The 11,872-nt window shown below is 60.3% G+C and carries 11 protein-coding genes; 1 reads left to right on the top strand and 10 read right to left on the bottom strand.

Annotated elements, in window-relative coordinates; translation table 11 throughout:
* Nucleotides 1-129 precede the first annotated feature (129 nt).
* The 5 genes from GTP45_RS09285 to ppsA all read right to left on the bottom strand — a co-directional run bounded on the left by GTP45_RS09285 (nt 130) and on the right by ppsA (nt 6,195).
* A complete protein-coding gene (locus GTP45_RS09285) occupies nt 130-1,296 on the bottom strand; it encodes an acyltransferase family protein (protein WP_161013599.1) in 1,167 nt (388 codons plus the stop codon).
* Nucleotides 1,297-1,356: 60 nt separating this feature from the next.
* Nucleotides 1,357-2,211 (bottom strand): hypothetical protein, encoded by an 855-nt coding sequence (locus GTP45_RS09280; protein ID WP_161013598.1) that lies wholly within the window; start codon nt 2,209-2,211, stop codon nt 1,357-1,359.
* Between the two features lie 9 nt (nt 2,212-2,220).
* Entirely contained in the window at nt 2,221-3,171 is a 951-nt protein-coding gene (locus tag GTP45_RS09275) for an SPFH domain-containing protein (protein ID WP_161013597.1), read from the bottom strand.
* A 21-nt stretch (nt 3,172-3,192) separates the two neighbouring features.
* Nucleotides 3,193-3,615, bottom strand: a complete 423-nt coding sequence (locus tag GTP45_RS09270) for an NfeD family protein (protein WP_161013596.1) — start codon at nt 3,613-3,615, stop codon at nt 3,193-3,195.
* A gap of 150 nt (nt 3,616-3,765) precedes the next feature.
* Nucleotides 3,766-6,195 (bottom strand): phosphoenolpyruvate synthase, encoded by a 2,430-nt coding sequence (gene ppsA, locus GTP45_RS09265; protein WP_161013595.1) that lies wholly within the window; start codon nt 6,193-6,195, stop codon nt 3,766-3,768.
* A gap of 151 nt (nt 6,196-6,346) precedes the next feature.
* Here ppsA and ppsR point away from each other — a divergent pair, with 151 nt between their 5' ends.
* A complete protein-coding gene (gene ppsR / locus GTP45_RS09260) occupies nt 6,347-7,195 on the top strand; it encodes a posphoenolpyruvate synthetase regulatory kinase/phosphorylase PpsR (RefSeq protein WP_161013594.1) in 849 nt (282 codons plus the stop codon).
* 96 nt (nt 7,196-7,291) lie between these two features.
* Here ppsR and GTP45_RS09255 read toward each other — a convergent pair whose 3' ends face one another.
* Genes GTP45_RS09255 through lpxA form a run of 5 tightly spaced genes read right to left on the bottom strand, consistent with a single transcriptional unit; the run spans nt 7,292 to nt 11,871 of the window.
* On the bottom strand, nt 7,292-8,491 hold the full coding sequence (locus tag GTP45_RS09255) for an EAL domain-containing response regulator (RefSeq protein ID WP_161013593.1): 1,200 nt from the start codon (nt 8,489-8,491) through the stop codon (nt 7,292-7,294).
* A gap of 30 nt (nt 8,492-8,521) precedes the next feature.
* Complete coding sequence (locus GTP45_RS09250) at nt 8,522-9,307, bottom strand: TrmH family RNA methyltransferase (protein ID WP_161013592.1); 786 nt, start codon at nt 9,305-9,307, stop codon at nt 8,522-8,524.
* Nucleotides 9,304-9,924 carry a ribonuclease HII gene (rnhB, locus tag GTP45_RS09245; protein WP_161013591.1) on the bottom strand — a complete coding sequence of 207 codons (621 nt, stop codon included), beginning with the start codon at nt 9,922-9,924 and terminating at the stop codon, nt 9,304-9,306. Before rnhB ends, GTP45_RS09250 begins: the two co-directional genes overlap by 4 nt.
* Nucleotides 9,921-11,096, bottom strand: a complete 1,176-nt coding sequence (lpxB, locus tag GTP45_RS09240; protein ID WP_371874427.1) for a lipid-A-disaccharide synthase — start codon at nt 11,094-11,096, stop codon at nt 9,921-9,923. The genes rnhB and lpxB overlap by 4 nt, the downstream gene beginning before the upstream one ends.
* A complete protein-coding gene (gene lpxA, locus GTP45_RS09235; RefSeq protein WP_161013590.1) occupies nt 11,080-11,871 on the bottom strand; it encodes an acyl-ACP--UDP-N-acetylglucosamine O-acyltransferase in 792 nt (263 codons plus the stop codon). The genes lpxB and lpxA overlap by 17 nt, the downstream gene beginning before the upstream one ends.
* Between the last annotated feature and the right edge of the window lies 1 nt (nt 11,872).

Genomic DNA, 11,872 nt, shown 5'->3' with positions numbered 1-11,872 from the left:
ATTCTCACGTATATGGAAAGGTCCGCTTGTGGCCGAACACGGCCAACGCCATTCAGAATAGCAGCTTGCTAATCTGTAAAACTCACGCATTCTCACGCTAGGCTGAGACCGTCCGGGTCTATGGTCTATTTAGCGCTTAGAGAGTTCATCGCCTATTCCCCCACCGACTGCGGCGGAGGTAGTGGAACCATGCGTCTTTCTTCCGCTCGTTGGGTAGTAGCGTGCCCGTAGTTGCATGAACGGTCGCTCTACCAACAGGTACAGCAGCCAACCGCCCGCAATGCCAACCGCCATGACCATTACAATGGTCAGTGGCGCGCTAGTATCGATGCCCAGTCTCTGGAATTCAGGGCGCAGGGCCATAAAGATCGGCTTGTGTACCAGGTACACGGCGTATGACCACAGCGCCAAGCTCGCGGCGCCGGGAATGCGAAGCCGGTTTAGCAGCGACGACGGGCTAAGCGCCGAGCAGGTCAGCAGCGCGAAACTTGCGGCGACCAGCGAAAAGCCGAAGGTGGATGCGAGGAAGGCGTTAGGTGCTTCGTTCATCACTCCGTACAGCACGGCTGCGGCACTGGCAAGGCCGGCCACCAACAACGCGTTCCCATAGCGAAGCAGGCGCGCGAACGCGATGGGATGGAAATTCTTCAGCAAGGCAATGGCTACACCCGGCAATAATTCGTCGAAGCGGCAAAAGCTCGAGTAGTACACTGGCGCCGCGAACACATCCTTTCCATCCATGAAGGCAATGCCGCGTGCCGTCATGCCCGCTGCGATGGCGGCGATCAAGGCGCACCACAGAAGCCACGGAGAGCGCTTGCGCCGGACTAGAGCAATGAGCGCCAACGGCAGTACCAGGTAGAACTGTTCCTCAATGCACAGCGACCATGAGTGTGTAAAGGTCTCCCCATAATGCATGCCGAAATTCTGGGTGAAAGTGAGGAAGCGCCAAACCGGCGACATGGTCTTGCCTGCAATTGGACTGTCGCGCAGTAACAGGTAGATGGCGAGTACTACATAATAGTTTGGAAGTGTGCGCAGCAGTCGGCGCGCAAAAAAAATCCGTAAGTCTAGACTCTCGCCACGGGACAAGGGCGCCAGAAGCTGGTTGCCGATCAGGTAGCCGCTCAGCACGAAAAACAAATCGACGCCAGCCCACCCTATGCTACCGAGAGCGCCAAAGCCCGGCGCCTGCCTGACAAAGCCGTTGTAGTGGGACATCAGCACCAGTGCAATGGCGAGTGCGCGCAAGGTGTCCAGCCCAACAAGACGGGAGGACGAATCAGAATGCATCATGAGAATTTCTTTTTAATTTTTTTTTAACGCACCGCCGCAGCGGCCTTCCCAACGTGGGTACTACTTCATCAACAGAGCCGTTGCGCCGATCAGCCAGCCCAGTATGAAGCTGATGCCATAGCCTGCAAGCGGCACCGGAAACGCACCAAACAACCAGGCAAAGCCGGATACTAAAAAATACGCCGTCAACCCAGCCGCCACCGGACGTCTGTTCAGATCATTCGCTAGAGCCAGCGGACTTAGGGCAGTAAGCAACAGGCAGAGCCCACCACAGAAAGCCAGCATGGGTGAAACCTCTGCAGCCAGATGAAAAATCCCCTCCACATGAGGAACTGGCTCAAGCGGATCAGGCCTGCCAGCGCAGAAGAACAAAGCAAGCAATGCCATTGGCGCCACCCAGAGCAGCGACTGCACGCTACGCCGCGCAATGGCCCAGATCAAGAGCGCAGCAATCAAGGCGCTCAGCTGCGACATATCCGGCTGCCACGCCAAGATCATTGCGATTGCAAGCACCGCAATCGCATATCTGGGCTGCCCGGCATGCCGGACTCCTCGATCCGCCAGCAGCAGACCGAGGGGAATCACGAGCGCAGCAACGTTCAACTGCACAGGGCCAACGGCGAGCCAACGATGCACGCCTGCCTGATCTGGCCCCACCAATAAGCTCAGCGCGAGAAGGCTAACAATCGCTATTACTACCCATGGTGGAGGCATGTGAAGCCGGCGCAGTCCCACGCACAGCATCAATGTCACGCCCCACATCACGGGATTACGCAACCACAAGCCCGGCGCCCCGCCAGTTGCCATCATCGCGACCGTGCCGGACAACACAGAGAGGCCGGAGAACACCACGAAGGCAAGTTGAAAATTTCGTTCCTCTTTAGACCACGGCCCCGGCGATATCACTGAAGGCATATCTCTCCTTTAAGCTTTAACTGGCTTGATCAAAGGCGCATCCTTCTGCGATTTGACCACCTGCATGGCAGTAGCAATCAACCCGCTCATATCGCCAAGGTTTGCCGGGATGATGACCGAGTTGTTGGTCTTCGCCAGCTGGCTGAACGCGCCAACGTACTGCTCGGCCACTTTCAAGTTCATCGCATCCTCGCCGCCCGGCTCTTGCAGCGCCGCACCGACTTGGCGCAGTGCCGCTGCATTCGCTTCCGCCAGCGCCACGATCGCCGCAGCTTGGCCTTGCGCGCGGTTGATGGCCGCTTGCTTGTCACCTTCGGAGCGCGCGATCTGGGCCTCACGCTCGCCGCTGGCGATGTTGATCTGCTCTTGCTTGCGGCCTTCGGACGCGGCGATCAGCGCGCGCTTCTCACGCTCGGCCGTGATCTGCGCCTGCATCGCGTGCAGGATTTCTTTCGGCGGCGTCAAATCCTTGATCTCGTAACGCAGCACCTTCACGCCCCAGTTGGCGGCCGATTCGTCGATCGCGTTCACGATGGCGGTGTTGATGTGCTCACGCTCTTCAAACGTTTTGTCCAGCTCCATGCGGCCGATCACCGAACGCAGCGTGGTTTGCGCCAGCTGCGTAATCGCGGCGATGTAGTTGGATGAACCGTACGACGCGCGCATCGCGTCTGTGATCTGGAAGTACAGGATGCCGTCCACCTGCAACTGTGTATTGTCCTTGGTGATGCAAACCTGCGGCGGCACGTCGAGCGGGATCTCTTTCAGCACGTGCTTGTACGAGATGCGGTCCACAAACGGAATCACGATGTTGAGGCCCGGCCCCAGCGTCGCATGATATTTACCAAGCCGCTCCACCACCCACGCGTGCTGCTGCGGCACCACGTTGATGGTTTTGAAAACAAACACAATCGCCAGAATAAACAGAATGAAGGTGACGTTACCTATGCTGATGTCCATGTAAATCTCCGTTGATTAATCTTAGGCGGCCACGATCAGGCGGCTGCCGCGTACTTCGCGGATGACGAATTGGCCCGGCGTGGCGCTCACGCCAGGAGCTAACTCCACATCCCACAGCGCGCCGCGATACATCACGCGCGCTGCGTTATCCTGCCACGCCGGCACATGCACGGTCTGGCCGATATCAAGGTTCACGTTCGGATCGCGCTCGGCCTGCACGCGCTGCTGCGTGAGGCCATACCGGCTGCGGCGCAAGGCCACGGTGGCGGCCACGCCAACCACAGCGGCCACCAGCAATTGCACCGCTTCGCCCAGACCCAGCAACGCCGCAGCACTGCCGGCCGCCAGCCCGATGGCGATCATCAGCAGGTAGAACGTCCCGCTGAACAGTTCGAGAATCACAACCACGCCGGCAGCCGCCAGCCAGTAGCTCCAATCAGCCATGATGCGCTCCTTTCAAATGAAAAAACCCCCGCTTCCCAACATGGGCGGCGAGGGTTTTTTGCTGCTGACAGATGGTATTGATAGAGTTTTTTACTACTAAATTCGATAACTCCAGTCTATACCATTTTCAGCCTACGTCAATAACTTCAATTACTTCTGCAAGCTGGCCAGTTTCTGCCAGGTGTCGATCACCGAATCCGGGTTCAGCGACATCGACTCGATGCCCTGCTCCATCAGCCACGCCGCAAAGTCCGGGTGGTCCGATGGACCTTGGCCGCAAATACCAATGTACTTGCCCTGCGCGCGGCAGGCCTTGATCGCTTGCGACAGCAGGGCTTTCACCGCGTCGTCGCGCTCGTCGAAATCGGCCGCCAGCAGCGCCATGCCGGAATCGCGGTCGAGGCCCAGCGTCAGCTGGGTCAAGTCGTTGGAACCGATCGAGAAGCCGTCGAAGTGTTCGAGGAAGCGCTCCGCCAGAATCGCATTCGACGGCACTTCGCACATCATGATCAGACGCAGACCATTTTCGCCGCGTACCAGACCGTTTTTGCCCAGCAGGTTCACGACCTTCTCAGCTTGGCCCAGCGTACGCACGAACGGCACCATGATCTCAACGTTGGTCAGACCCATATCGTTACGCACGCGCTTCATCGCAGCGCATTCCATTTCGAATGCGCCGGCGAAATCGTCCGCCAGGTAGCGTGCCGCGCCGCGGAAGCCCAGCATCGGGTTTTCTTCATCCGGCTCGTAGCGCGAACCGCCGATCAGCTTCTTGTACTCGTTGGACTTGAAGTCCGACAGGCGCACGATCACTGGTTTCGGCCAGAACGCAGCGGCGATGGTGGCGATACCTTCGGCCAGCTTGTCGACGTAGAAGGCGCGAGGCGAAGCGTGGCCGCGCGCGACCGACTCCACTGCTTTCTTCAAGTCGGCATCGATGTTCGGGTATTCCAGAATCGCTTTCGGGTGCACGCCGATGTTGTTGTTGATGATGAACTCAAGACGGGCCAGACCCACGCCGGCGTTAGGCACGGCCTGGAAGTCGAACGCCAACTGCGGGTTACCCACGTTCAGCATGATCTTGGTCGGCAGCTTAGGCAGTTCGCCGCGCTGCACTTCCGATACTTCGGTTTCCAGCAGACCGTCGTAGATACGACCTTCGTCGCCTTCAGCGCAGGACACGGTCACGAAGGTGCCGTCTTTCAGCACGTCGGTCGCGTCGCCGCAGCCCACCACCGCAGGCACGCCCAGTTCACGCGCGATAATCGCTGCGTGGCAGGTGCGGCCGCCGCGGTTGGTGACGATGGCCGAAGCACGCTTCATCACCGGTTCCCAGTTAGGGTCGGTCATATCGGCGACCAGCACGTCGCCCGGCTGCACGCGTTCCATTTCCGATGGATCGTGAATCACGCGCACAGGGCCGGCGCCGATCTTCTGGCCGATCGCGCGGCCCGAGGCCAGCACCGTGCCGCTCGACTTCAGCTTGAAGCGCTGCTGCACGTCGGTGGTTTTCTGCTGCGACTTCACGGTCTCAGGACGCGCTTGCAGGATGTACAGCTTACCGTCGCGGCCATCCTTGCCCCACTCGATGTCCATCGGACGGCCGTAGTGGTTTTCGATGATGACGGCGTACTTGGCCAGCTCCACCACTTCCTGATCGTTCAGCGAGTAGCGGTTGCGCAGTTCGACCGGAACGTCAACCGTCTTCACCGAGCGGCCAGCCTTGGCTTCCGCAGTGAATTCCATCTTGATCAGTTTCGAGCCGATGTTGCGGCGGATAACAGGCGACTTGCCCTTCTCCAGCATCGGCTTGTGGACGTAGAACTCATCCGGGTTGACCGCGCCCTGCACCACGGTCTCGCCGAGGCCATAGCTGGAGGTCACGAACACCACGTCCTTGAAGCCGGACTCGGTGTCGATGGTGAACATCACGCCAGCCGCGCCCAGATCGGAACGGACCATGCGCTGCACGCCAGCCGACAACGCCACTTCGGCGTGGGTAAAGCCTTTGTGCACGCGGTACGAAATCGCGCGGTCGTTGTACAGCGATGCGAACACATGCTTCATCGCGTCCAGCACATTCTCGATGCCGACCACGTTCAGGAAGGTCTCTTGCTGGCCGGCGAACGATGCATCCGGCAAGTCTTCCGCAGTCGCCGACGAGCGCACGGCGAACGATACTTCGGTCGACGAATCGGTCACCAGTTGTTCATAGAAGGTCTTGATTTCAGCTTCGAGACGCGGCTGGAATGGCGTGTCGATGATCCACTGGCGGATCTCCGCGCCGGCTTGCGCCAGCGAGCGCACGTCGTCGATATTCAAATCGGCGAGGCGGTCAGCGATGCGGTCGGCCAGCGACTTGCCGCCTGCCTCGCTGTACGACAGGAAGTCGCGGAAGGCTTGCGCCGTGGTGGCGAAGCCGCCTGGCACGCGCACACCGGCGCCGGCCAATTGGCTGATCATTTCGCCGAGTGAGGCGTTCTTGCCGCCGACGGATTCAACATCCGTCATTCGCAAGTGTTCAAACGAGGCAACGTAGACTGCTTCGTTGTTTTGCTCCTTCAATGCTGCGTTGGACATAATTACACCTTTTTGATGATAGAAATCTTCCAGCGAGGCGCAGACTTGTTTCTTGTTATTCTGTTCGTCGTGCAGCACAATCTAACTATGGCAATCATTCTACAGCCTGCGCAGCGAATTGACGATTCACAATACCGATAGCCTCCTCTACATGACACAAGAACAACGACCACCACTGCCCTCCGCTGCCCGCACCGTCTTTTTTGTCTCCGACGGCACCGGTATTACTGCTGAAACCTTCGGTCACTCCGTGCTGACCCAGTTCGAGCTGCGCTTCCGCCAGGTGCGGCTGCCGTTCATCGATACGCTGGACAAGGCGCACGACGCGGTGCGCAAGATTAACGAAGCGTTTGCAACTGATGGTCAGCGTCCGATCATCTTTTCCACGCTGGTCAAGACCGAGTTGTCGGACGTCATTCGTCAGTGCAAGGGCATGTACATGGACATGTTCCAGACGTTTGTTGCTCCGCTGGAACAAGAGTTGCAGGTGAAGTCCACCCATACGATTGGGCGCTCGCACAACATCGTGGACAGCGAGGAGTACAAGAACCGGATCGAGGCGATCAACTTCTCGCTGGCGCATGATGACGGGCAGTCGCACAAGAATCTGTCGTCGGCGGATGTGATCCTGGTGGGCGTGTCGCGCTCGGGCAAGACGCCAACTAGCTTGTATTTGGCGATGCAGTATGGGATCAAGGCGGCGAACTACCCGCTGATACCGGATGATTTTGAACGCGGCAAGCTGCCATCGTCCTTGTACGAGTTCAAAAATAAAATCTTCGGTTTGACGATCACGCCGGAACGCCTCAGCGAAATCCGCAACGAACGTCGCGCCGGCAGCAAGTACGCGGCCTTGGAGAACTGCCGCTATGAAGTGAACGAGGCCGAGTTGATGATGAAACGCGAAGGCATCCGCTGGCTGTCCTCGACTACTAAGTCGATCGAGGAGATCTCCACTACTATTCTGCAGGAGATTAAGCCGGATCGCCGCGAGTATTAAACCCGCACGGCCACGCAGGGTCAGACCCCGTACGGGGTCTGACCCTTAAGTGGTAACGCCAGCGTCGAGGCAAAAGCGTATGGGGTAGGTTTTTTTTTAGAAGAAGTGCTGCCAGTCGGACAGCCACCCCGGGAAGTCTTCTACCGGCATGGGTTTGGCGATGTAGTAGCCCTGGGCATAGGTGCAGCCCAGGCCTTGCAGGAAGTCCCAGTCTTGCTTGGTTTCGACGCCGACCGCCACCGATTTTCGATCCAGGCTGCGCGCCAGACTTAGGCAGGAACGCAGCACCATGCCTATCGCCGCGCGCTTGGAGGCGCCGTCGACGAAGCTACGGTCTATCTTCAATTCGGAGAATGGGATGCGCGCCAGTAGCTGCAAGTTGCTGCGCCCGGTGCCGTAATCGTCAATCGCCAGGCCGAAGCCTTTCATGCGCAGGCGTAGCAGCCGTTCGAGGAAGTGCGGGTCGGTGCTCAGTACCGCCGATTCGGTCATCTCGAAGGTGATGTAGTCGGCCATGATGCGGTGCCGCTCCAGGCACGCCGAGATCTGCTCCATGAATTGCGGATGCGCCAGCGTGCTCTGGTCGACGTTGATCGACACCGATATCGGCACGCCCTGATCGTGCAAGGTGCGGCAAGCCGCCACCGATTTTTCGATCATGGTCCAATCGAGGAAGTCTACGCGCCGGTTGTCTTCCAGCGCCTGCATGAACGACGCCGGTCCCAGCACGCCATGCAGCGGATGGCGCCAGCGCGCAAACATCTCCAGGCCTTTTACCTGGCCAGTCTCCAGCTCAATCTTCGGTTGGAAGAAGGGATCGAACTCGCGCGCCTGCAAGCCTTGTCCCACTTCGGCAAACGACAGCTGCGGCGCTTGCGCATGCGCGCCTCGCGCTTCGCCCGGTTGCAGGTGGTTGTTGATGAGCGCCACGAGACGGCTGCCAATCACCGGCTTGCCGATAGCACCCAGCACGTTGACGCCGTAGGCATCGGCCATGGTCTCGACCGAGAACAAGACCGCATTGGTTTGCGCGCCCACCACGATCACACCAGCACGGGACTTGGCTTCGCCCAGACGGCGTATCAGCTCCAGCGCATCCATGCCCGGCAAGGCCAGGTCGATGATGGCGATGTCCACCGCCGGCGTAATCCCGGCGCTGAAGTGGCGCAGCGCGGTGTGGCCGTCGGGCGCCTGCGTGATCCGTCCGACGCCGACGTGGACGAGGATATCGGCCAGCGCATGGCGTTGAACCTGATCCCCTTCGGCTACCAGAAAATGCAACTGCGCGATATCCATGTACGGCTCCAGTGTTTGCTTATTCCTTGCTTACGCCTGATTCTGCCTTACTTGTTCGAAAAAGCAAACTGCCGCGCAAGCCGCCACGTTCAGCGACTCAACCTGCCCAAGGTGCGGTATCACCACCTGGTGCGTGGCCATCGACAGCAAATCATCCGCAACGCCCTGCCCTTCGTGGCCGAACAGCCATGCGGTTGGCGGTCGCAGGTCGACGTCGTACAGGCGCTGGGTGGCATAGCCGCTGGTGGCCAGCGTCTGCACCTTGGCGCTGCGCACCAATTCCGCCAGGTCGACGTTTTCAAAAATATCGAGCACGAAGTGCGCGCCCATCGCGGCGCGCAGCACTTTCGGCGACCAGCAGAACGCGGTGCCGGCGCTGCAATACACTTGCTTGATCCCTGCCGCCGCCGCGCTGCGCAGGATCGAACCGACGTTGCCGGGATCCTGAACGCCGTCGAGCAGCACTGCCGACACGCTCACTGGCGCCGTCACCGCGCGCTCCGGCGTGGCGATCAGGAACATCACGCCGACGCCATGCTCCACCTGGCTGATGCCGTTGTACAGCGCATCAGGCAACGCCAGCACGTGGGCGTGCTGCGCTTCCAGCTGGCCGATGATGTCCATCACTTCAGGATTTTGCAGCGAGCTTTCGCTGACCACACACTGCTCCGGCAAACCGCGCAATTGCAGGAACGATTGGCACAGGTGCACGCCGTCCAGCAGCGTGCGGCCGGCCTTGCGGCGCGCCTGCTGGCTGCCAGCCAGCTTGACCAGTTCTTTGTACTGCGCGTTATCGCGCGAGGTAATCGTCTTCACAGCCCCACCTCCAGCAACGCGCGCACCGGCGCGAACGAACGGCGATGCACCGGCGAAGGGCCATGCTCGCGCAGGCGCTCCAGGTGCAGCGCGGTGCCGTAGCCTTTGTGCTGGTCGAAGCAGTACTGCGGATACTTCGCATGCAGCGTCACCAGCGCCGCATCGCGCGCGGTCTTGGCGAGGATGGAGGCGGCCGAAATGGCTTCCACCTTGTCGTCGCCGCCGACGATGGCGATGCTTTGTACCTTCATCACCGGGCAGCGGTTGCCGTCGATCAGGGCCAGCGTCGGCACTGTCTTCAACGCTTCCACGGCGCGGCGCATGGCCAGCATGGAGGCCTGCAAAATATTCAGCTTGTCGATTTCTTCTTCCGAGGCTTCGGCAATCGCCCACGCCACGGCGTGCTGCTTGATCAGCGGCGCCAGCATGTCGCGCTTGGCTTCGTTGAGTTTTTTCGAATCGCGCAGGCCCTCGATCGGCCGCGTTGGACAGAGGATGACGGCGGCCGCGAACACCGGGCCGGCCAGGGGGCCGCGGCCCGCTTCGTCCACGCCGCAGATGATTTCGTCCGGCGATTCCGGCAGGTCGTCGAACAAGCCGAGATTTTGATTCTTCACTTTCGTCCTTCAATGACGCGCAGCACGGCGGCTGCGCTCTCCACCGCGCTATTGCGCAGCAGGCTGTGATGCATATCGGTGAAACGCTGCGCCAGGCGCAGGCGGTGCGGCGCATCGCTCAGTTGCTTCCACATCGCCTCCGCCAGGGCTTCGGCACTGGCCGCGTGCTGCAGCAATTCCGGCACGAGGAATTCACGCGCCAGGATATTCGGCAAGCCTATCCACGGCTGGTAGCCGAAGTGGCGCAAAATCTGCCACTCCAGTTCCGCCATTTTGTAGGCGATGACCATCGGCTTCTTGAACAGCGCCACTTCCAGCGAGGCCGTACCCGAAGCCACCATCACCGCATCGGCCGCCGCAATCGCGGTGTGCGACTGGCCGTCCAGCAGCTGGATCTCCATGTCCTGCAAGCCCGCTTGCGCCACCAGTTGCAGGAAGTACTGCTTCTGGCGCTCGCCCGCCATCGGCGCGACGAAACGCAGTGTGCGGTCGCGCAGCTTGAGCAGCTTGGCCGCCTGCACAAAGGCCACCGTGTTGTACTTGATCTCCGACATGCGGCTGCCCGGCATGATGGTGACCACGTTGGCGTCTTCCGGCAAACCCAGTGCGCGCTTGGCGGCGCCTTCGTCCGGCGTCAGCGGAATCAGTTCCGCCAGCGGGTGGCCGACGTAGCTGACCGGCACCCCGGCCTGCTTGTAGATCTCTTCCTCGAACGGGAACACCACCAGCATGTGCGATACGGCGCGGATGATTTTCTTGATGCGCCCACCGCGCCACGCCCAGATCTGCGGGCCGATGTAGTGCATGGTCGGGATGCCGGCCGCCTTCAGCTGCTCTTCCAGTCCAAGGTTAAAGCCCGGATAGTCGGCGCCTATGAAGACCGCTGGACGCTCGGCCAGCAGCTGATCGCGCAGCTGGTTCTGGATGCCTTTCAACTCGCGGTATTTCATCAGCACCGGCAGCAAGCCGCGCACCGTCAGCTGATCCATCGGCCAATGCGACTCGAAGCCATGCTCCATCATCGCCGGGCCACCGATGCCATGGAAGCGCGCCTCCGGCAAGTGCGGACGCAGGCCGGAAAGCAAACGAGCCGCCAGCATGTCGCCGGACGGCTCGCCTGCCACGAGGGCGATGGCGGGTTGCCCCGCCTGCGATTTATCGTACGATGCCACGGGTCGCGGTATCGAGGAACTCGCGCATGGCGCGCATATGCAACGCAACGTCGGCCGGTACTGCCGCTTCTTCAGCGATCAGCAAAGCCTTCGCTTCTTCCAGCGTGTTACCCGAACGGTAGATGATTTTGTACGCAGCGCGGATGCCGTTGATCTGCTCGCGGGTGAAACCACGGCGTTTCAGGCCTTCGATATTGACGCCGTGCGCCGCAGCCGGATTACCGTTCAACAGCACGAACGGCGGCACGTCCTGTGTCAGCGAGGTGCTCATGCCGACAAACGCGTGCGCGCCGATTTTGCAGAACTGGTGCACGTTGGCGAAGCCGCTCATGATCACGTAGTCGCCAATCTCCACGTGGCCCGCGATCTGCGCGTTGTTCGAGAAGATGGTGTTGCTGCCGACCTGGCAGTCGTGCGCCAGGTGCACGTAGGCCGAGATCCAGTTGTCGTTACCTAGCGAGGTCACGCCCTTATCCTGCACCGTGCCGGTGTTGAAGGTGCAGAATTCGCGGATGGTGTTGCGGTCGCCGATGGTCAGACGAGTCGGCTCGCCCTTCCACTTCTTGTCCTGCGGCGCAGCGCCGATCGACGAGAACTGGAAGAACTTGTTATCGCTGCCGATGGTGGTGTGGCCTTCAATGACCACGTGCGGGCCCACCACGGTGCCAGAGCCGATGGTCACGTTAGGGCCGATCACCGAGTACGGGCCGATTTCTACGCTGTCGTGCAGCTCGGCCTTGCTGTCAACGACGGCGGTCGCATGTATCTTCGCCATG

It is taken from the genome of Duganella rivi (genome assembly GCF_009857435.1).
Classification (GTDB): domain Bacteria; phylum Pseudomonadota; class Gammaproteobacteria; order Burkholderiales; family Burkholderiaceae_D; genus Rugamonas; species Rugamonas rivi.
This window is presented reverse-complemented; position numbering and strand designations above follow the sequence as displayed.